The sequence below is a fragment of the Erythrobacter sp. NAP1 genome, from assembly GCF_000152865.1.
Classification (GTDB): domain Bacteria; phylum Pseudomonadota; class Alphaproteobacteria; order Sphingomonadales; family Sphingomonadaceae; genus Erythrobacter.
On sequence record NZ_CH672390.1, the window covers coordinates 1,427,656 to 1,447,081 of the forward strand.

At 61.3% G+C, this 19,426-nt stretch carries 18 protein-coding genes; 9 read left to right on the forward strand and 9 right to left on the reverse strand.

What is annotated here, in order from left to right; all coding sequences use genetic code 11:
• The first annotated feature begins 4 nt into the window (after positions 1-4).
• Together accD and NAP1_RS06780 are read left to right on the forward strand one after the other, a co-directional pair.
• A complete protein-coding gene (accD, locus tag NAP1_RS06775) occupies positions 5-856 on the forward strand; it encodes an acetyl-CoA carboxylase, carboxyltransferase subunit beta (protein ID WP_007164509.1) in 852 nt (283 codons plus the stop codon).
• Between the two features lie 8 nt (positions 857-864).
• Positions 865-2,178, forward strand: coding sequence for a folylpolyglutamate synthase/dihydrofolate synthase family protein (locus NAP1_RS06780; protein ID WP_007164510.1), 1,314 nt, complete (start codon positions 865-867; stop codon positions 2,176-2,178).
• Here the strand turns inward: NAP1_RS06780 and NAP1_RS06785 are convergent.
• Positions 2,175-3,587: an MFS transporter gene (locus NAP1_RS06785; RefSeq protein ID WP_007164511.1), complete on the reverse strand. Its 1,413-nt coding sequence runs from the start codon at positions 3,585-3,587 to the stop codon at positions 2,175-2,177. The two genes, NAP1_RS06780 and NAP1_RS06785, sit on opposite strands and share 4 nt — an antisense overlap.
• A gap of 119 nt (positions 3,588-3,706) precedes the next feature.
• On the opposite strand from NAP1_RS06785, the gene NAP1_RS06790 reads away from it, so the two are divergent.
• From NAP1_RS06790 to rsmD, 3 genes are read left to right on the forward strand one after another with little or no spacing between them, the layout of a single operon-like run.
• Complete coding sequence (locus tag NAP1_RS06790; RefSeq protein ID WP_156777344.1) at positions 3,707-4,831, forward strand: aromatic ring-hydroxylating dioxygenase subunit alpha; 1,125 nt, start codon at positions 3,707-3,709, stop codon at positions 4,829-4,831.
• 22 nt (positions 4,832-4,853) lie between these two features.
• A complete protein-coding gene (locus NAP1_RS06795) occupies positions 4,854-5,636 on the forward strand; it encodes a pseudouridine synthase (protein ID WP_007164513.1) in 783 nt (260 codons plus the stop codon).
• On the forward strand, positions 5,636-6,190 hold the full coding sequence (gene rsmD / locus NAP1_RS06800) for a 16S rRNA (guanine(966)-N(2))-methyltransferase RsmD (protein WP_007164514.1): 555 nt from the start codon (positions 5,636-5,638) through the stop codon (positions 6,188-6,190). Before NAP1_RS06795 ends, rsmD begins: the two co-directional genes overlap by 1 nt.
• Here the strand turns inward: rsmD and NAP1_RS15865 are convergent.
• From NAP1_RS15865 to NAP1_RS06815, 3 genes are all read right to left on the reverse strand, one after another.
• Positions 6,156-6,746 carry a hypothetical protein gene (locus tag NAP1_RS15865; RefSeq protein WP_007164515.1) on the reverse strand — a complete coding sequence of 197 codons (591 nt, stop codon included), beginning with the start codon at positions 6,744-6,746 and terminating at the stop codon, positions 6,156-6,158. The genes rsmD and NAP1_RS15865 overlap by 35 nt on opposite strands.
• Positions 6,747-6,910: 164 nt before the next feature.
• On the reverse strand, positions 6,911-7,273 hold the full coding sequence (locus NAP1_RS06810; protein ID WP_007164516.1) for a hypothetical protein: 363 nt from the start codon (positions 7,271-7,273) through the stop codon (positions 6,911-6,913).
• 267 nt (positions 7,274-7,540) lie between these two features.
• Positions 7,541-7,843 carry a hypothetical protein gene (locus NAP1_RS06815; RefSeq protein WP_007164517.1) on the reverse strand — a complete coding sequence of 101 codons (303 nt, stop codon included), beginning with the start codon at positions 7,841-7,843 and terminating at the stop codon, positions 7,541-7,543.
• Positions 7,844-8,013: 170 nt separating this feature from the next.
• Between NAP1_RS06815 and NAP1_RS06820 the strand changes: the two genes are divergently transcribed.
• The gene (locus NAP1_RS06820) at positions 8,014-10,329 is read left to right on the forward strand and encodes an ATP-dependent helicase (protein ID WP_007164519.1); all 2,316 of its coding nucleotides are present in this window, start codon (positions 8,014-8,016) and stop codon (positions 10,327-10,329) included.
• Positions 10,330-10,357: 28 nt separating this feature from the next.
• Here NAP1_RS06820 and NAP1_RS06825 read toward each other — a convergent pair whose 3' ends face one another.
• Positions 10,358-10,996, reverse strand: a complete 639-nt coding sequence (locus NAP1_RS06825) for a hemolysin III family protein (RefSeq protein ID WP_007164520.1) — start codon at positions 10,994-10,996, stop codon at positions 10,358-10,360.
• An 18-nt stretch (positions 10,997-11,014) separates the two neighbouring features.
• A complete protein-coding gene (locus tag NAP1_RS06830) occupies positions 11,015-11,791 on the reverse strand; it encodes an aspartyl/asparaginyl beta-hydroxylase domain-containing protein (protein ID WP_007164521.1) in 777 nt (258 codons plus the stop codon).
• A 189-nt stretch (positions 11,792-11,980) separates the two neighbouring features.
• Between NAP1_RS06830 and NAP1_RS06835 the strand changes: the two genes are divergently transcribed.
• The gene (locus tag NAP1_RS06835) at positions 11,981-13,336 is read left to right on the forward strand and encodes an Ig-like domain-containing protein (protein WP_083776264.1); all 1,356 of its coding nucleotides are present in this window, start codon (positions 11,981-11,983) and stop codon (positions 13,334-13,336) included.
• Between the two features lie 6 nt (positions 13,337-13,342).
• On the opposite strand, the gene NAP1_RS06840 is transcribed toward NAP1_RS06835, so the two are convergent.
• On the reverse strand, positions 13,343-14,731 hold the full coding sequence (locus NAP1_RS06840) for a DEAD/DEAH box helicase (protein ID WP_040464804.1): 1,389 nt from the start codon (positions 14,729-14,731) through the stop codon (positions 13,343-13,345).
• Between the two features lie 171 nt (positions 14,732-14,902).
• Positions 14,903-15,502, reverse strand: a complete 600-nt coding sequence (locus NAP1_RS06845; protein WP_007164524.1) for a hypothetical protein — start codon at positions 15,500-15,502, stop codon at positions 14,903-14,905.
• 171 nt (positions 15,503-15,673) lie between these two features.
• Between NAP1_RS06845 and NAP1_RS06850 the strand changes: the two genes are divergently transcribed.
• A complete protein-coding gene (locus NAP1_RS06850; RefSeq protein WP_007164525.1) occupies positions 15,674-17,122 on the forward strand; it encodes an FAD-binding oxidoreductase in 1,449 nt (482 codons plus the stop codon).
• A 125-nt stretch (positions 17,123-17,247) separates the two neighbouring features.
• Entirely contained in the window at positions 17,248-18,066 is an 819-nt protein-coding gene (locus NAP1_RS06855) for a SapC family protein (RefSeq protein WP_007164526.1), read from the forward strand.
• Positions 18,067-18,320: 254 nt separating this feature from the next.
• On the opposite strand, the gene NAP1_RS06860 is transcribed toward NAP1_RS06855, so the two are convergent.
• Positions 18,321-19,229 (reverse strand): N-formylglutamate amidohydrolase, encoded by a 909-nt coding sequence (locus tag NAP1_RS06860; RefSeq protein WP_241761189.1) that lies wholly within the window; start codon positions 19,227-19,229, stop codon positions 18,321-18,323.
• Positions 19,230-19,426: the final 197 nt, after the last annotated feature.

Consider the following 19,426-nt stretch of genomic DNA (forward strand, 5'->3'; position numbering starts at 1 on the left):
AGAAATGAACTGGTTCACCCGCGTCCGCAATTCGCTCGGTTTCGGCACCGAGAAAACGAGCACCGAGAAAGACCTCTGGGTCAAATGCAAGAATTGCCAGGAAATGCTCTTCGTGCAGGAGTTCGAGGAGAACCTCTCGGTCTGCCCGAAATGCGCGCATCACGGGCGTATCGACGCCGACACGCGGCTGGCGCTGTTGCTCGATCCGGGTTTCGAGCTTTTGCCGATCCCGCAGGTCACCGAAGACCCGCTCAAGTTCAAGGATTCGAAGAAGTACACCGACCGCATCAAGGCGGCGCGCGCCAAAAGCACGCACGAAGACGCCTTTGTCGCAGGCTCGGGCGCGATTGACGGGCGACCTGCCGTTGTTGGCGTGCAGGACTTCACCTTCATGGGCGGCTCGATGGGCATGGCGGTGGGTGAAGCCTTCTGTCAGGCAGCGCAAAAAGCCATCGACCGCCGCTGCGCCTTTGTGGTCGTCACTGCGGCAGGCGGCGCGCGCATGCAGGAAGGCATCCTGAGCCTGATGCAGATGCCGCGCGCGACGGTAATGACGCGCCGCCTCAAGGCCGCTGGCTTGCCATACATCGTCGTCCTCACCGACCCGACCACGGGCGGAGTGACGGCGAGTTACGCGATGCTTGGCGATGTCCATATCGCAGAGCCCGGCGCGCTCATCGGTTTTGCCGGACAGCGCGTGATCCAGGACACGATCCGCGAGCAATTGCCCGAAGGATTCCAGCGCGCCGAATACCTGCACAAGCACGGGATGGTCGACATGGTGGTCCATCGCAAGGACCTGAAAGAACGGCTCTCGCAGGTGCTCGACTATTTGCAGCCCAAAGCGGCTGCGTAGGCACTCCCATGAAATCCGGTCAGCTCGACTTCGGGCAGTCCGATGACCCGCGCGTTCAGGCGCAACTGGACCGGCTCTCGGCGCTGAGTGTCCCGCAAGGGCGGCTCGGGCTGGAGACGATCCGCGCGCTGATGGATAGGCTCGGCAATCCGCACCGCAAGCTTCCGCCCGTGTTTCACGTCGCGGGGACCAACGGCAAGGGCTCGGTCTGCGCGTTCCTGCGCGCGATGCTCGAAGCAGATGGCAAGCGGGTGCATGTGACAACCTCCCCACATCTGGTGCGCTACAATGAACGCATCCGGCTGGCCGGCAAGCTGATCGAGGACGGACAGCTAGCTGAGCTTCTCGAAGAGGTGCTCGATGAGGGCGAGGATCTTGCGCCCAGTTTCTTCGAAGTCACCATTGCCGCCGCCTTTCTCGCCTTCAGCCGCACGCCAGCCGACGCCTGCGTGGTCGAGGTCGGCCTTGGTGGACGCTTCGATGCGACCAATGTGCTTGAGGCCGAAGCCGTTGCCGCTTCGGGCATTGCCGCACTCGGTATTGATCATGAGCGCTTCCTGCTCGCGCCCGAAGAAGGCGTGCCGACCGAACCACTGGCTCGCATTGCATTCGAGAAAGCAGGGATCGCAAAAACGGGCGTGCCTCTCGCGGCGCTCAGTTCGATCCCGGCTGCCAACCAACAGCTTTTGGCCAGCTGTGCCGAGGCTGGAGCGCCTCTCCTCCTCGAAGGGGACAGCTGGCATTTCCGCGATGGACCAACGCTTGCTTACGCCGATGCGGAGGGGCGTTTGAACCTTCCCGTCCCCTCGCTTCCTGGCTTTCACCAGTTCGCCAATGCCGCCCTTGCCGCCGCGATGCTGCGCCATCAGGACAGGGTCCACGTTCCACAAGAGGCGATGGGGAAAGGTCTGACCGATGTGCATTGGCCAGCGCGATTACAGCGACTGGCTCCCGGTCCGCTCACAGGCAATCGCAGCGTTTGGCTGGATGGCGGTCACAATCGCAGCGCAGGCCTGGCAATCGCGCGTCATGCGAAGAGACATCTGGGAGGGCAGCTACACCTCGTGATCGGTATGCTCGACAACAAGGACCCTGCCGCTCTGATCGAGCCGCTGGCTGGCCATCTGGCCTCGATCACCGCCGTGCCGGTCCCCGGTCACGACGCGCATCCCCCAGCAAGCTTCGGCGATGAGGCCAAGTCTGCGAGCAGCCTTTCCGAGGCAATGAGCATGCTGCCGCAGGACGATCTGCCCGTGCTGATTGCAGGCTCGCTCTACCTCGCGGGCGAAGCCTTAAAGTTGAACGACGAGGTTCCGACCTAGCTCGGCTCCACCCGCGGTTTGGCATTCACCGCCTCAGGTGGATCATCGACCTCTTCCTTCCCCGTCTGCCGCACACTTTCGACCACGAAACCCTTGCGCCACAGTAGCCACAAGAGCGTCATGCCGGGAATCGCGATGATCACAGTGAAGGTCCAGAAACCGACCCATCCCAGGTTCTCGGCAAGGTAACCCGAGGGGGTCGCCAACCAGGTCCGCCCGACGGCTGCGAAACTCGACAGCAGCGCAAACTGCGTCGCGGTGTAAGCGAGGTTCGAAAGACCGGAGAGATACGTCACGAAGACGGTCAGACCGATCCCGCTCGTCAGGTTCTCGGTCCCAACGGCCAGCGCCAGCATGATGTTGTTGTCACCAACGATGGCGAGCAGGACGAACATGAAGTTCGACAGCATCATCAACAGGCCCGAGACGATAAGCGCGCGCCCCATACCGAGCCACGCGATGAAGGGGCCGCCTAGCGCAGAGCCAACGATCAGCGCGCCGAAACCGACGAACTTGTTGATCGTGATGAATTCGGTGTCGGAGAAACCAAGCTCGACGATCATTGGATTGAGCATACCCTGCCCCATCGCGTCGCCGACCTTGTAGACCAGCACGAACAGCAGGATCAGCACCGCCCCCTTGCGACCCAGGAACTCCTTGAACGGGTTGACGACGGTTTCGATCAGCCAGGTCGAGAACTTCTGACCTGCGGCGCGCGCGCTCGACGGGTCATAGCGCCCCGCCCCCGCCCACAAGGCACCCAGCGCTGCGGGCAGGATAAGAAAGCTCGTGATCCCGTAAGCCATCGCCCAGCCGACGTCGTAACCCTCGGTCGAAGCGAGGTAGATCGTGCCTGCACCTGCCAGCAGGTTGCCGGTGCGATAGCCGAACTGGTTCATCGCGGTGCCGTGCGCCATTTCTTCGTCGGACAGAATTTCGATCCGGTAAGCGTCGATCACGATGTCTTGCGTCGCGGAAAGGAACGCGACGACGATGGCCCAGAATGCGAAGAGGCCGATGTTCTCGTTCGTCGGATTGCTGCTGCCAAGTTGCCAGAGCGCAAGAACTAGCGCTCCCTGAACGAGGTAGAGCCATGCACGGCGCTGACCCAACATGTCGGACAGGATCGGAATGCGGGTCTTGTCGATCAACGGCGCCCACAGGAACTTGAGCGTGTAAGGTGTCGTCAGGCCGATGGCGAAACCGATGGTCGACTTTTCGATACCGACTTTCGAGAGCCAGAAGGTCATCGTCCCCAGCAGGAGCGTCAGCGGAAATCCGGAGGAAATTCCAAGTAGGAACGCCACGAATGGCATTTTTCGACGATAGGGGGCGAAGGACGGGACGACGTATGCGAGCCCGACCATGGCCGCGATGACCCCAAAGAGAATTGCTGTGCTCCAGTCCATTCCGTCGTCGTCGTCCTTTTGCTTCCCAGGAATTTTATGCAACACTAGCCTTTGAGAAGAGAGATAGGGAAGCCGCGATGAACGCGCCGACAACAGATTTACCCAAGGATTCGTCGAAGATGCAGCCGACACCGGGGCAATTGGCCTTGGCGCAGGCTGTTGGCGAGGGGGTGACGCGGGAGGCCGAGGCCGGTCAGACGGTACCCGCGAGCCGTTACACCGACCCCGATCACTTCGCTCGCGAGAAAGCGGCGCTCTTTGACAGGCTGCCGCAGGTCCTCGCGCCTAGCGCGCTGATCCCGGATGCAGGCATGGCCGTGCCTCACGATGCGACGGGTCGCCCACTGCTCATCACGCGCGACGGCGATGGGGTGGCGCATGTCTTCCTGAATGTCTGCCGACATAGAGGCACGAGGTTGGTTGAGGGACAAGAAGTCCAATGCGCCAAGCGGCTTGTTTGCCCTTACCACGCCTGGACCTACAAGCTCGACGGCAAGCTCCTTGCCTTACCCCGGCCTGAAACCTTCCCCGGCCTCGATAAGAGCGAGCACGGCCTTGTCGAGCTGCCTAGCCTCGAGGCAGGCGGCCTCATCTGGTTCGCGCCTGAAGAAGGCGCGGATTTCAGCGACGCGAAGGCGGTGAGCGCCGATTTCGATGCGTTCGGAATGGGCAAGGCCTACCTGTTCCGCCGCAAGACCCACACGGTCTACGGCAACTGGAAGCTCATCATGGATGCCTTCCTCGAAAGCTACCACGTGACCCGCCTTCACGCGAACACGATCGGTCCGTTCTTCAAGGATGGTGTCACAGCAGGCGACAGCGTCGGTCCTCACCTGCGCAGCGCGGTTGGGCGGCTCGAAGAAATGGAAGGCGTCGACCTCACGGATATGGAAGCGATGCGGCGGGTCATCACCTTCGCCTACCAATTGCTGCCAGCGACCGTCATCGTGCCCAGCCCCGATTACGTCAACGTCATGGTGCTGATGCCTCAGCGCCATGATCTCACTCTGGTCGAGGACTTCATGCTGATCCCCGAAGAGCCGAAGACCGACAAGGCGCGCGACCACTGGGAGCGGTCTTGGAAACTGCTCGACGGGGGAGTTTTTGCAAGCGAGGACTTCCGCGCCGCTGAGCTGGGTCAACAAGGTCTTGAGAGCGGAGCGGTGACAGAGTTGACGCTCGGTACGCTCGAAGGCGGGATCGCGCGCTTTGATGCGATTGTGCAGGACGCCTTGAACGCCTAAGGGGCGCGGGCAAAGGAATATAATGCCCACCAACCCCAAACAATCCGAAGACCGCCCCGAGGGCGACCGTATCGCGAAACTGCTCGCCCGCGCAGGTGTTGCCAGCCGCCGCGAGATCGAGCGCATGATTGCCGACGGCCGCATCACGCTGAACGACAAGGTCGTCGAGACACCTGCAACCTTCCTGACCAGCCTTCAGGGCGTGGCTGTCGATGGCAAGCCGGTCGCGAAGCCCGAACCTGCGCAGCTTTACGCGTTTCACAAGCCCACCGGCCTGATAACGGCGGAGCGCGATCCGGCGGGGCGCGCCACGATCTACGCAGCGCTTCGCAATGCACTGCCCAAGGATACGCCGCGGCTGATGCCGATCGGCAGGCTGGACCTCAACACCGAGGGGCTGCTGCTGCTGACCAATGATGGCGGCCTCAAGCGACAGATGGAGCTGCCATCCTCGGGCATTCCGCGCACCTATCGTGCGCGCGCTTTCGGGGACGTTTCGCAGGAACAGCTCGAAGCGCTGATCGAAGGCGTCGAAATTGACGGCGTTCGCTACGGCTCGATCGACGCGAACCTCGAGCGCGGGGGCGCTGGGGGCAAGAACCAATGGGTTGAGATGACAATCACCGAAGGCAAGAACCGTGAGGTGCGCCGCGTGCTCGAATATCTCGGGCTGAAAGTGAACCGGCTGATCCGCACCGCCTACGGCCCATTTGGGCTTGGCGACCTGCCGCGCGGACAGGCCGTTCGCATCCGCAAGGGCGATCTTGATCGCTTTGTCAGCACATTGAAGAGGCCCGCGAAGTAATGCGAGTGATCGCTGGCGAATGGCGCGGGCGAAAACTGGTCGCGCCCAAGGGCGACGCGACGCGTCCCACGGCCGACCGAACACGGGAGACGTTGTTCTCCATGCTCACCAGCCGCCTTGGCAGCTTCGAAGACCTACGCGTCGCTGACCTATTCGCTGGATCGGGCGCACTCGGTCTCGAGGCGCTCTCCAGAGGCGCTGCTCATTGCCTGTTCGTCGAACAGGAACGCGGCGCGCTGGACGCTATCCGCTCCAATATCTCAGCGCTGGATTGTCGTTCCCGAACTCAAGTCGACGCGGGCTCGGTCATGAGCCTGCGCGCGGCAAAAGAGCCCTGTGATCTGATCCTTGCCGACCCGCCCTATCGCACCGGCGCGGGCGAAGTTGCGCTCGACCGTTTGCTGCGGCTCGGATGGATTGGCGATGCGACTTGGATCGCGCTCGAAACGGCTTTCGACGAAGAGCCCGAGATCAAGGGTTTCTCGGTCGACGTGTCGCGCAAGGTCGGCAAAGCGCGCCTTACGCTGCTGCAGGCATCGCAAGAGGCGCGTTGAACCAGGATAGGGCGATCGCGACAAGGCTGACAATGACCACGCCCCAATGCGCAGCCATGCGCTTGGTAAAGATCAGTCCGATGCAAAGGAACATCCAGACGATGTTTGCGATGCCCCGCTGGAAATACTCCATCGCCTCCCATCCTTCGCGCCAGCCGTCATAGAATCCAGAGGCGGTCACTATCGCCAGATAGAATGCGAAGAGCCCCCAGAACTGGACGCGGTTCGCGAGATAGTATTCGCGCAATGAGCTTCCTTGCTCCAGCTTCTCGTCAGGCAGGACAGCCGCCGCCAGCAGGAACAGGGTCAGCAGTGTGAAAACGACCGGAAGGAATTCGATGAATTGTATCTGCTCGAGCTCCGAAAAGCCGCGATAGAGACCCCACCAGATGTTGAGGATAAGGCAAAGGACGATGAAGGCCGTCACTGGGACGATCGGGTCCCATCGAATGGCGCGTCCCTGCCGCATGAGGCGATGAAGGCTGAGAGCGAGATCGGCAACTGACAAGCCGATCAGGATCGCTGCAAAGATAATTAGATACTCGCCGACACCCATGCACTGCCCCTCGCCACGAAAACCGAACGAGTTGTGAGGCTAGTGACGGGTGAACGGGTGATCAATGCGAGCAAGTGATGCCGGCTCAATCTTCCCCAACTGAAGAAGGTGGCAGGTCCGCGCTCTTGGCACGAAGACCTGCCATCAGTCGTGGATCGAGCTGCTCAGCCCTCGCTCGGGCCCGGGTCGGCAAAGGCGTTTTCGATCTGAGTCCATGCCGCCTCGCGTTCCGGGCCGGTCATCGCGGTGATTGCGATCTTGTCGCCGTCCTCAAGTCTCCAGAACATTGTCTGGCGTTCGGGTGTCAGCGTCCAGTAATAGCCCTGCGTTTCCGCAGGCCAGACGTCGTACTCGGCCTGCTTTTCCGCCGGCCAGCCGTCATATTCAGCCTTCGCCTCCGGAGCCATCGGGTCCGGTGTTGCAGGCGGCGCTGGCTCTTCGATGTCCTGTGCCATGCCCGGGGCTGAGGCAACGACTCCGAATGTGACGACAGCGACGGCGCCTAGGATGAGATGGGATTTGCGCATGAGTGGTCTCCTGATGATCGAACACGTTTGCGCGACGAATGCTAATGCGACCCGGACGAGTGATCCCCTTCGATCCGGACGAGCCTTATGTGGCATGGCCGCAGTCATTCGCGAAGCCCGCTGAAGCGCCCAGACCTCTGCGCGCGCACGGATAAACGAAACCTGTGGCGCAAACAGGCTGAGGCGAACAGCGAAGGCCGGAAGCGGACATGAAAAAAGGCGGCTATCAGCGCCGCCTTCCTTCAAATTGGGTTGGAGCCAAAGCTCTTACTTCGAGCTCGCCGGCTTTCCAGGCCAATAATCGAGCGGGCGATTGCCCCAATCGAGGCCAGCGGCGCGGGGGTTGATGCAGCCGTCCTGATCGTCGTTCATGCACACGTCGTAAACCTGGCCATCGATGCGCACCTTCGTGGCTTTACCGGCATCGTTGCGCTCCACCACTACTGGCGATTCGGCCTTCGTCGAGCCGTCGTTGTCGGTAGTCGCATCATTCTGCGCAATGACCGGGGCCACAGCAAAAAGAGTCGCGGCCGAAATAGAGGTGATCGAGGCTGAGATAAGGTTCTTCATCGTGTGTAATCCTTTGTTGTTTCCCGTCTTCCTTTGTCAGTTCCCGTGATGCCCTTCCCAATGCACTCGCCCGTCCCATGGTTCCGAAAAAGATGAAAACGCAGCCGAGTGCGCTTGCCGAGCGGGCATTCGTTCCCTACCTGTTCGCACAGCGCCTCTAAAAAGAAGTCATGAGCTCGAACCTTCCCCTTCCCCCTGACGACAACGTCCCCGACGGGCCGGTGCCGCCTTATGCTCAGCGGCTGAACCCGCCGCAGCGAGAGGCCGTTTTGACGACTGAGGGGCCGGTGCTGATGCTGGCGGGTGCGGGCACAGGGAAAACTGCGGCGCTGACTTCGCGCCTTGCTCACCTCGTTGCAACACGCCGCGCATGGCCGAGCCAAATCCTGTGCGTGACCTTCACCAACAAGGCTGCGCGGGAAATGCGGGAGCGTGTTGCAGGCCATCTGGGTCCGGGTGCTGAGGGCATCCCCTGGCTCGGCACGTTCCACTCGATCTGCGCCAAGATGCTTCGCCGCCATGCGGAGCTCGTCGGGCTTGAGCAGAACTACACGATCATCGACACCGACGATCAATTGCGGCTGTTGAAGCAGCTGATCAACGACAACGGCGTCGATGAAAAACGATGGCCTGCGCGCCAGCTTGCGGGGCTCATCGACCGCTGGAAGAACCGCGGACTCAATCCCGAAGACCTCGACCCCGCGGAGTGCGAGGCCTACGTCAACGGGCGGGGAGCGGAGTTTTATCGCCTTTATCAGGATCGCTTGAAGGCGCTGAACGCCTGCGACTTCGGCGACCTGATGCTCCACATGCTGAACATCTTCCGCAAGCACACCGATGTGCTTGCCGATTACCAGCAGCGCTTCAAATACATCCTCGTCGACGAGTATCAGGACACCAATGCGGTCCAGTATCTGTGGTTGAGGCTGCTTGCCCAGAGCCACAAGAACATCTGCGTGGTCGGCGACGATGACCAGTCGATCTATTCCTGGCGCGGGGCCGAGGTCGCGAACATCCTTCGGTTTGAAAAGGACTTCCCCGGCGCGCATGTCGTGCGGCTCGAACAGAACTACCGCTCGACCCCGCACATTCTAGGCGCCGCTTCGGGCCTGATCCGCGCGAACTCGCAGCGTCACGAAAAGACGCTGTGGACCGAGGTGAATGGCGGCGACAAGGTCCGCGTCATCGGGGTGTGGGACGCGCCCGAAGAAGCGCGGCGGGTCAGCGAAGAAATCGAACGCCTCGAACGCGAGGGCGCTCCGTTGGACCAGGTCGCGATCCTGGTACGTGCCCAATACCAGACCCGCGAGTTTGAAGACCGCTTCATCCAGACCGGCATCAATTATCGCATCATCGGCGGTTTCCGGTTTTACGAACGCGCGGAAATCCGCGATGCGCTCGCTTATCTGAGGGTGATCGCGCAGCCGCAGGACGACCTCGCGTTCGAACGGATCTACAACCAGCCAAAACGTGGGCTAGGCGCAAAGACGCTCGAGAAAATGCACCAGCATGCCCGCCGCGTCGGCATGCCGCTCGCCGCTGCATCGCTCGAACTTGCTGACAGCGACGAACTGCCAAAGCGCGCCGCGAATACGATTGGCTCGCTGATGCGGTCGTTCCTCGCCTGGCGCGAGGCTTCGGAACAGATGACGCCGTCCGACCTCTTGCGGCTTGTTCTGGACGAAAGCGGCTACAACGACATGCTCGCCGCCGACCGCTCTGCCGAAAGCGCAGGACGCGCGGAAAACCTCTCCGAACTCGCCCGTGCGATGGAAGAGTACGAAACGCTCGGCGACTTCCTCGAACATGTGAGCCTCGTCATGGACAATGATCGCGGCGACGAGGAAGACACCGTAACCATCATGACGATCCACGCGGCCAAGGGCCTCGAATTCGACCACGTGTTCTGCGTCGGTTGGGAAGAAGGCGTCTTCCCCTCGCAGCGCGCGATCGACGAAGGTGGGCTCGCAAGCCTCGAGGAAGAGCGCCGCCTCGCTTATGTCGCGATCACCCGCGCACGTCGACGCTGCATGATCCTGCACGCGGCCAACCGCCGCATTTACGGCCAGTGGACCAGCTCGATCCCCTCGCGCTTCATCGAGGAGTTGCCCGAAGAGCATATCGAGCAGGAAACCACGATGACCGGCGGTGCTTCGCTATGGCGAGCAAACTGGTCGGAAAACGAAGACCCCTTCGCCCACGTCGCACGCGACCGCCCTGACCGCGCACAGGCGCGCGGTCCCGGATGGCAACGCGCGGTCGCAACCGGCTACGAACCGCGCCAGAAGCGCGTCGCCGAACCGGGACGTTCAGCGGCAAGCTTCGCAGCCAAGCCGCGCTCCGACATCGCCATCGGCGCGATGGTCGAACACAAGAAATTCGGCACAGGCTGCGTAATCGATCAGGAAGGCAACAAGCTGACGATCAACTTTGAGGAAGCGGGCGAAAAGCGCGTGATCGACAGTTTCGTGACGGTGGTGGGTTAGGTCGCGGGCAACGCTCAGCGGCCAAGATCTACACCACGCCCGCGACAGCCATCCAGATCGCTGCGAAGAACGACGTTCCGCCGAGCGTCCCGAAAGCGTGCCAGATCGGGTAGCGGAATCGCATGATCTTGTTGCGGTAGAACAGCGTTCCGACCGTGTAGAACAGGCCCCCGGCAGCGATTGCGGCGGTCGAGTATGCTGGCAGCGCGTTCCAGAAGCTTGGCAAGGCGATCAGCGCCGTCCAGCCGAGAGCCAGATACGAGATCAGCGACCAGCGTGAGTCGCCGTTGTCGGCCATCAGCTTGAAGGCCACCCCTGCCATCGCTGCCAGCCAGATGACGGCGAGCACGGCATGTGCCATCGTCGACCCCGCAATGATCAGAAGCGGGCTGAAAGTGCCAGCAATGACCACGTAGATTGCGGCATGGTCCCAGCGCCGCAATGCCGGGCGCCATTCGTGGCGCGGGTGAAGATGGTATGCGAAGGAGACCATGATCGAGAACAGCCCTGCCGCGACATAGATGATCGCGGCACTGGTCAGCCAGATGTCATCGGTCGCGGAACTCTTCTGGATGAGGAACCCGGCTGCAATCGCAAAACCAGCAAGGCTCACCGCATGGACGAGCCCGTCGGCAAGGCGCTCAGGGGCGGTTTTGCTGGGATACATCGAAGACCTGTGCTTGCCTCAGGCCGCCGTCTCGCGCTTCTTCGCCGCGCTTTCGATCGCCTTCTTGATGTCCTGCACGAAGCGCGAATTGCGCACGCCGAACAGGAACAGGTTCTGGATCGCATTGCCCTTCCAACGGCACGGGCGCTTGATCTGGATCAGAAGGACGTATCGATCCTCGTCGGTCTCGTTCCAGACCTCGTGGTTGAACATGTCGTCGAACACGAAGCTTTCGCCATCGCGCCAATTGAGGACGTGGGTTGTCTCGCCTTCCTCAAGGTGCATGCGGCACTTCTCGGTCTCGGCCGGAGATTTCAGCGCGAGGTGATAGGTAAGCATGCCCTTGGTCATGCCCCAGTGTCGCGGAATATGACCGCCTGCTTCGAGCACGGAGAAATTCGCCGTCACCAGCCCCGGCACCTCGTCGAGCAGCTTCGACGTTATCGGGGCGCGCGCGGCGTTGGTTTCCATCGTGTAGCCATAGCCCTTGAGGAAGAACGCGCGCCAGCGCTTGTCTTTGCCAATGCGGCCATGATCGAACGAAATCTCGCCCAGCGAGGGAATGTCCTGCGCGCGGATGCGCACGGCTTCGTCGCGGATATCCGTCCAGCGCGCCTCTAGCTTTTCCATCCAGGGAAAGTTCTTCTTGTCCTGGATCGCAGCGTCGGGAATCTTGGAGTTTTCCATGATGATCGCATCGATCTTCGGGCGCAGTTCCTTGCCGATCTGGAACAGCGACTTGCCCACGAACGGGATTTTCCATCCGCGCGCGTTGAGGGTGTCTTGCCAGGCCAAGGGTATTCTCCAAAAGGTGTTTCAAACGGGGGCAGCGCCGCCTTTAGGCGATCGGCTCGATTGGTGAAAGGGGCTCGATTTGCCATTGCCCACAAAGAGGATGGGAGGAGCTTGTGCAACGCACTTGCAAAGCATGACCCACCCCGTACGATGGCGCTAGAGAAGAATTGGGGACGGGGTCGCACCTTTATGATTTCGAGACTTTTGCTCACAGGCGCTGCCTGTGTTGCCTTGGCTGCGTGTGGCGGAGGCGGCAGCGGGCCTCCCCCAAGCTCGGGACCAAGCCCGACCCCGACACCCACACCCACGCCCTCCCCCACACCGACCGGATCGACTGCGCGTGTGCTAGGCCTCGCCTCAGGCCCGTCGTTCTGGCGCTTCTTTGACGATAGCGATTTCGATGACGAATCCGAGTTCGTCGCAGGTGGATACGGCAACCGCGAAGGTGAGTACTTTCCAAATTTTTCGGAACGTGACGGTTTGCCCAGTAAGGTTTCGGGCCAACGAGAAGGAGATCTTTCCGACCTCGGCAAGGCTCCGCTCTTCATTGACGCGCAATCGAGTCTTCGAACGGTACTGAGAGCGCCGGGTGATGCGACTGTTGTGTCACCACTCACCTCGCTTCTACCGAATGGGCCAGACCAGGATAAGCTCAAGCGTCAGTTGGGCGTGACAGAAAACGTTTTCCGCCTGCAAACGCTCGACCCTGATATCCGCACATTCGACCCGCTCAAGGAGGCACTGAGCGACGACGCGGAAGTGGCCGCCGATGCGGAGCGCCTGCTTGCGGCAAATGCACGGGCGCTTGGGTTGCTATCCCTGCAGATATCTCCGTTCGTTCGCAGTGTGTTTCCCGAGGATATTAACTCGCTATCTGCGTCTCTAGATGCGGCGCCAGACGCGTTCTTGTTCAATGACAACGCGGCGATGAGCGCACTTGTCGCGCGGTTGCCGCTATATTCAGACCTTCAAAGTGACGTGCAAAGCGCGATCGCTCACTTGATCAATGCATATGCAGCCACGGTACCCCTTCGGATTGAAACACCTGAACAGGCTGCTCAATTCCAGATGGCGGTGGTCGGTTTTCTCGTTCCTCGAATCTCGGAATTGGAGCAGACCAATTCAAGCGAGATTGCCGCCGAAGTCCTGGCTCTCAACATAGAAGATATCAGAGATGCGATCGCAAGATTTGCAGAGCTTATCCCGATAACCGAGACAGGATTTTTCTTTCCAAGCCCCGATTACTACGAAACGGGGGCCGGCATCGGACTAACCTTGGTCGATGACGGTGTCGATGAGGACCACCCCATCGAAAACGACTTCACCGCCGTTGATGATGGGTTTTTGATCCCGGACGGAATAACGGTCTCGCAGGTCGCGGTGCCCAGCAGCAACGTGTCCGAGGTTTCCGCATCCCTTGGCGAGAATAATCTCATCACGATCATGCCAGCCTCCGGTTTCACCGGTCTGACTTACGTGGATTACACTGTCACTGACGGGAACGGCGAGACGCAAACGGCACGAATTTTCGTGCGCGTAAAGTAGCAAGCCTCAGGTCGCGCCTACGTCGAGGAAGCCGGGCTTCGGCCCGTTCCATTCGCCTGCAGGGACCGGATCGTCGCTCTCATCATCGCGGCGGCGTGGGCGGCTTTTGCGTGCAGGCTTGTCCTCGGCGCTTTCGCGGCGCGGTTTACGAGGCGCATCGCCCTCATCGTCGCGCTTGCGGCTGCGAGAGCGGCTCTTCTTCTCGGCGGGCTTTTCGTCCTTCGCCTCGTCATCACTGCCGGTGTTCTTGGCTGAACCATCCGCCAGTTCGACGCGCACGTCTTCCTTGCCGAAGACCTTGATCTTCGCACCGGTCAGCTTCTCGACATTGGCGATGGCTTCCGCGTCTTCATCGGCAACCAACGTGAAAGCGCGGCCCTTTGCTCCCGCGCGGCCCGTCCGGCCGATGCGGTGCACGTAGTCGTCCGGGTGCCATGGTGTGTCGAAGTTGAAGACGTGGGAAACGCCCTTGATGTCGAGCCCTCGCGCCGCAACGTCTGACGCGACGAGGATGTTGACGTCGCCCGACTTGAACCGGTCGAGTTCTTTCAGACGGGAACTCTGGTCCATATCGCCATGGATCTCACCGCTGGCAAAACCCTGGCGTTGAAGGTGTTTGTTGAGCTCTCGCACAGTAGTCTTGCGATTGGCGAAGATGATCGCCGTTTCAACCTGGTCGTTTGCCAGCAGCCATTCGAGCGTATCGCGTTTCTGGCGGGCCTTGACCGGAACCTTGAACGCAGTGATGTCCTTATTCGTGGTCGCTGCGCGCGTTGTCTCGATCCGCTTGGGATTGCTGAGAAACTTCTTTGCGAGCTTCTCGATCGGCGCAGGCATGGTGGCCGAGAAAAGCATCGTTTGCCGCGTTTCAGGCAGCTTGTCGCAGATGAACTCGATATCGGGGATAAAGCCCATGTCGAGCATCCGGTCGGCCTCGTCGATGACGAGGAGTTCGCAGCCGTTGAGCAGGATCTTGCCACGCTCGAACAGGTCCATCAGACGGCCCGGCGTTGCGATCAGGACATCGACGCCCTCGTCGAGCGTCTTCAACTGGTCGCCCATCTGCACGCCGCCGATCAGCAGCGCCATCTTGAGATCGTGGTTCGCGCCGTACTTCTCGAAGTTCTCGGCAACCTGCGCAGCAAGTTCGCGCGTCGGCTCAAGGATGAGCGAGCGCGGCATCAGCGCGCGCCTGCGGCCTGCGGCCATCACGTCGATCATGGGAAGCACGAAGCTGGCGGTCTTGCCGGTTCCGGTTTGCGCGATGCCGATGAGGTCTTTCATCATCAACACGGCAGGGATGGCTTCGGCCTGGATCGCGGTCGGCTCGGTGTAGCCGGCGTCCTCGACGGCTTTCAGCAATTCGGGAGATAGGCCGAGATCGGCAAAGGTCATGCGGTTCAAAATGTCCGGATAGCGGGCAGCGAGGCTGCCGGATTGGGCGCTGCCTATAAGGTTATCCTCAAGCAGCGCCGCTGCGATTGGCGAAAAAGGCCGCAAAAGTCAAGAATTGGACAGGGTTGGGGAAGCTTGTGTCGCCGGGGCCGCATCAAAGCAGAGCGGCAATCACTCTTGCACCACCACCAATTGGCGCATTGCCTCGACCTCGCACTTGGCACCGCTGCGCGATTGCAGCTGGTCTCGCTCGACGCAAAGTTGTCCGTCCTCGCTGCGCTCGATGTAGAAACCGGCGTAGAAATCGCGGGCGCGGCACGCGCGCTCAAGATTGACGCTGAAGATACGATTGTCGCGAAGGAACAGGAGCAAGCGATTGCCGGTTCCCGTCTGAACGCCCGAGATACGCGCCATCGGCACGCAGCGCTCGGTATCGCGCTCTTCGTAAGCGAGGCTCATTCCGCGTTGTGGCAAGCGTGCCAGCAAGCTGTTGCGCGGGCTTTCCCGGCGCGGCGTGATGCGGATCGTGACCCTCCGGTCGATCCTGACCTGACGTGCGACCTGCCCACCATAAAACGCATCGAGCGGCGTCGCGGCGGTATTCGCGGGCGAGTAAGGTGCCTCGGGTCGCTCATCAAAATCGGGAGCGGTGGATTGCGTCTTGGCAGCCTCTTCCCCGTCATTCACCCCGCTTTCAGCCTGCAAAAACCCCTGCCCCAAAACGGGCAAGATCAGCGCAAACGGCGCTGCAAGGGCGAGCAAGCTCGGCATGGGTTTCTCGGGGGTTCCTCCAGTATTCGAAGGCCGTTTGCTTTTAGTCCTGGCCTCTGACGCGATCCGAAATGCGCACTAGCATGAGCGATTGAACGCTGGCTTAACTAAGCGGACTGCTCGGGGCAAAGCACTGGTACAATCGCGGCGGAGTGTGGCATAGCAGCCACAATGACGACACTGACTCGAACCAAAGACACATTCCTTGCCGAAGCAGCGGAATTGCTCGGACCCAAGGGGTTCACTCAGCTCGCCGAGGATATCGAGCCGTGGGAAACCGACTGGCGCGGGCGCTACACCGGAAGCGCGCTGGCTCTCGCCTCGCCCGCATCGACCGAGGAAGTCTCGGCACTGGTGAAGCTGTGCGCCAAGCACGGCGTCCCGATTGTGCCGCAAGGCGGGAACAGCGGCATGGCGGGCGGTGCGACGCCGGACGAAACCGGTGCATCGATCCTCTTGTCGCTGCGGCGCATGAACGCGATCCGCTCGATCGATGTTGGCGCAGGTCATGCCGTGTGCGATGCGGGCGTGATCCTGCAGACCTTTCACGAAGCGGCGGAGGCTGAGGGCTTGAGGTTCCCACTTACGCTCGGCGGCAAGGGTTCAGCGACGATTGGCGGCCTGATCTCTACCAATGCAGGCGGCACGCAGGTGCTGCGTCACGGCACGATGCGCGCACAGGTTCTGGGGATCGAGGCGGTGCTGGCCGATGGCAGCATTTTCGATGCGCTCACCGTGCTCAAGAAGGACAATCGCGGTTTCGACCTCAAGCAATTGCTGATCGGGTCGGAGGGCACACTCGGCATCGTCACCGGCGCAACGCTTCGATTGCTCCCCGCCCCGCAGGCCCGCGCAACCGCCTGGGTCGGCCTGTCCTCCATCACTGATGCGCGCGCGCTCTTGAGGCGTGTCGACCGCGCGCTCGGCGATACGCTGGAGGGGTTCGAGGTCGTCCCAGCGCACTGCCTCGACAGCGTGCTCGCGCATTTGCCCGACGCGCGCTCACCGCTTGGGCAGCGTCACGCCTGGAACGCGCTCGTCGAATGCGTGGCGCTCGATGGAGACGATGCCGAGCTTCGCGAGAGGTTGGAAGAGGCGCTTGCCGATGCTGCCGAAGCCGAGCTTTTGGCCGATGCTGTGATCGCGTCGAACGAGCGGCAGGCAGAGGACTTCTGGACCTTGCGCGATTCGATCTCGGCAGCAGAGCGGGCGCTTGGTCCTGCGATGCAGCACGACATCTCGGTTCCCGTTGAACGCATGCCTGAATTCATCCTCGCCGCCTCACCTGCAATCGAGGAAGCGCATCCGGGCACCTCAGCCGTTGCGTTCGGGCATCTGGGCGATGGCAATGTCCACTTCCACGTTCTTGCTCCAAAGGGCGCTGAGCCGGGCGTCTGGGAAGAGACACAAGGGAAGGCTGTCAGCGCGCAAGTGTATGATCTCGTTACCGAATGGGGCGGGTCAATCAGCGCGGAACACGGCATCGGCCAGATGAAGGTCAGCGATCTCGGCAGGCTCGGCGATCCGGTTGCGCTTGCGATGATGCGCAGCGTCAAACAGGCGCTAGACCCGCTAAATCTGCTGAATCCGGGTAAACTGGTGCCGCCGCAGGGTAATTGATCCCCCTCGCGCTTGCGCCTGCCCACGCGAACGCCTAAAGCGCCGCAATCGCGGCCTTGTGGGAGGGGCCTCTTTTCCGCTGACAGCCGCGAACAGATTTCCAATAGCTTCTCGGAGAGATTTCCATGGCGACCGCGCCGCAGCCGCAACTTCCGCTGTTTTACAAAGACCTGCTTCCGCTCAACAGTCGCGATCATGGCGACTGGAAAGTCAGCCCGTTCGCAGACGCATCGTTCCTCGCGAACACGCACGCGATCCCGCTGACCGTCGACGAGTTCGTCGATGCGCAGCGTCACTTCCCGATCGTGTTCACCGCCGGCGACAACCCGCTGCCGATCGCGCTCATGGGCCTCAATGACGGCGTCAATTGCTACATCGGCGAAGACGGCAAGCTCGAAGCCGGTGTGTACGTACCCGCTTATGTTCGCCGCTACCCGTTCATGCTCGCCAAGCTCAACCGCGACAGCGACGATATGTCGCTGTGCTTCGACCCGCAGGCGGGCGTTGTTGGCGCAAGCGAAGAAGGCCAGGCGCTGTTCCAGCCGGGCGAAGGCGACGAGCCGCGCAAGCCGACCGAATACACCGACGGCGTTCTCGAGTTCTGCCGCCGCTTTGAACAGTCCGGTCAGCGCACCCGCGCATTCCTCGAAGAGCTCAAGAAGCTCGACGTTCTGATGGAAGGCCGCATCGACATCACTCGCAATGACATGCCTGACAAGCCGTTCGTCTACACCGGCTTCCAGATGGTCAACGAAGAGAAGCTGCGCGAGCTCGACAAGGACGTGCTCGACGGCCTCAACAAGAACGGCATGCTGATGCTGATGCACGCGCACCTGTTCTCGATGAACCTGATGCGCATGCTGTTCGAACGCCAGAGCGCACAGGGCAAGGTTCCCATGCCTGAAGGCGGTACGCCTGCCGTTCCTGCCGGCGGCACGATGTAAGATATGCCGAAGCGAGGACGCTCCAAAAGCGTCCCTCGCTTTTCGCCAAAAGCGATCTTTTTCTGGGGGCTCCGTGTCTTGAACACGGGGCCCTCAGTTCTTATTTGCAACCTGCGGACGGCACCCCCTCATGAGCCGTCCGGGACGCGCCCTTTTGGGCGTTTTCCTCCCTGAGCCTGGCCGCCTCGTGTTACCCCCCTTAAAAACGCGAGGCGGTCTTTTTCTTCAGTTTTTCAGAAATTTGTAAGGCGAACTTACTCAGCCGCCTGAGCTGTCTGCCCACCTGCCCCCAACCCGGCAGTTTCGGCGCCCAGTTCGCGCACCAGGCCTGCAATCATGTTGGCGAGCGGCTTGACCGCAGCCGTAGTGTGCGAAAGCGTCGCATCGAGATAGGTCGAACGGCACAGTTCAACCTGAATGCCATGGATACCGCGCGCGGGCTCCGCGTGACGATCAAGCACGTAACCACCTGAATAAGGGCGATTATGCGCCGCTGCGCAACCGTGGCGATCAAGGTAGCTGAGCGCGCGAGCAGCTAGGGTGTTGTGGCAGGAAGCTCCAAACCGATCACCAATCACGATCTGCGGCGCGCGCTCTTCTCCACTGGGTCGGCGCAGCGGAGGCATCGAGTGCAGATCGATTAGCAGAGCAGCCCCCCAGACGTCGCGGATGCGCTCAAGCTCCTTGGCTAGAAATTCGTGATAGGGGCGATGAATGCGGTCGATGCGACGCGCGAGCTCCTGGGCGGAAAGACGCTCGCGCCAGATCTCGCCAAAACCGGGCAGGCGGCGCGGCACCAGCCCCAGACCGCTCCGAGCGCGAGAATTGGGCATCGCGCGGCCGCGCCGATGCGAACGCGAAGGAGAACGGATCTCCTCAGGCGCTCCGACAATCATTTCCCAGTCGATATCGTCTGCCGAGCGGTTGAGGTCCAACATTGCCCGCGGCGCCTGCGCGACCAGAAGCCCGGTTCCTGTCGCCTTCGCAATCTCGACGCCGACAGCATCGACATGACGATCTTCAAGCCGCAGCTGGCTCAGCCCCGCATCGCGCATCGTGGCGAGCACATTGCCGGGATAGACGCGCCCTGCATGCGGAACGGCGATCAGGACCGGCAGCGGCATCGCGCGCGGACTGACATGGACGTAAGCTGCGTTAGTCACGTCCTTTTCCGCTGGATCTTGAGCATCATGCCCCTCGGCCAAAGGCGCAATCGCGCCGCCGCTTGACGTGGTGCTTTGACCGCTTTTGCCAGCAGGAACAGGGCGCAACGGGGACTTTCGGGAAAACCGGTTCATTGAGGTCTTTTGCTGCCCAATTTGAACATCTGAGTCAAAGCCTCGTTTGCCCCTCTACTCGC

Excerpts from the sequence above, each read along its gene's own strand:
- NAP1_RS06840 (WP_040464804.1), bottom strand. The coding sequence starts at position 14,731 with ATGACCTTTGCCGATCTCGGCCTATCTCCCGAATTGCTGAAAGCCGTC.
- NAP1_RS06850 (WP_007164525.1), top strand. The coding sequence starts at position 15,674 with ATGACGACACTGACTCGAACCAAAGACACATTCCTTGCCGAAGCAGCG.
- NAP1_RS06810 (WP_007164516.1), bottom strand. The coding sequence starts at position 7,273 with ATGCGCAAATCCCATCTCATCCTAGGCGCCGTCGCTGTCGTCACATTC.
- NAP1_RS06820 (WP_007164519.1), top strand. The coding sequence starts at position 8,014 with ATGAGCTCGAACCTTCCCCTTCCCCCTGACGACAACGTCCCCGACGGG.
- NAP1_RS06845 (WP_007164524.1), bottom strand. The coding sequence starts at position 15,502 with ATGCCGAGCTTGCTCGCCCTTGCAGCGCCGTTTGCGCTGATCTTGCCC.
- accD (WP_007164509.1), top strand. The coding sequence starts at position 5 with ATGAACTGGTTCACCCGCGTCCGCAATTCGCTCGGTTTCGGCACCGAG.
- NAP1_RS15865 (WP_007164515.1), bottom strand. The coding sequence starts at position 6,746 with ATGGGTGTCGGCGAGTATCTAATTATCTTTGCAGCGATCCTGATCGGC.
- rsmD (WP_007164514.1), top strand. The coding sequence starts at position 5,636 with ATGCGAGTGATCGCTGGCGAATGGCGCGGGCGAAAACTGGTCGCGCCC.
- NAP1_RS06790 (WP_156777344.1), top strand. The coding sequence starts at position 3,707 with ATGCAGCCGACACCGGGGCAATTGGCCTTGGCGCAGGCTGTTGGCGAG.
- NAP1_RS06795 (WP_007164513.1), top strand. The coding sequence starts at position 4,854 with ATGCCCACCAACCCCAAACAATCCGAAGACCGCCCCGAGGGCGACCGT.
- NAP1_RS06780 (WP_007164510.1), top strand. The coding sequence starts at position 865 with ATGAAATCCGGTCAGCTCGACTTCGGGCAGTCCGATGACCCGCGCGTT.
- NAP1_RS06815 (WP_007164517.1), bottom strand. The coding sequence starts at position 7,843 with ATGAAGAACCTTATCTCAGCCTCGATCACCTCTATTTCGGCCGCGACT.
- NAP1_RS06835 (WP_083776264.1), top strand. The coding sequence starts at position 11,981 with ATGATTTCGAGACTTTTGCTCACAGGCGCTGCCTGTGTTGCCTTGGCT.
- NAP1_RS06825 (WP_007164520.1), bottom strand. The coding sequence starts at position 10,996 with ATGTATCCCAGCAAAACCGCCCCTGAGCGCCTTGCCGACGGGCTCGTC.
- NAP1_RS06785 (WP_007164511.1), bottom strand. The coding sequence starts at position 3,587 with ATGGACTGGAGCACAGCAATTCTCTTTGGGGTCATCGCGGCCATGGTC.
- NAP1_RS06855 (WP_007164526.1), top strand. The coding sequence starts at position 17,248 with ATGGCGACCGCGCCGCAGCCGCAACTTCCGCTGTTTTACAAAGACCTG.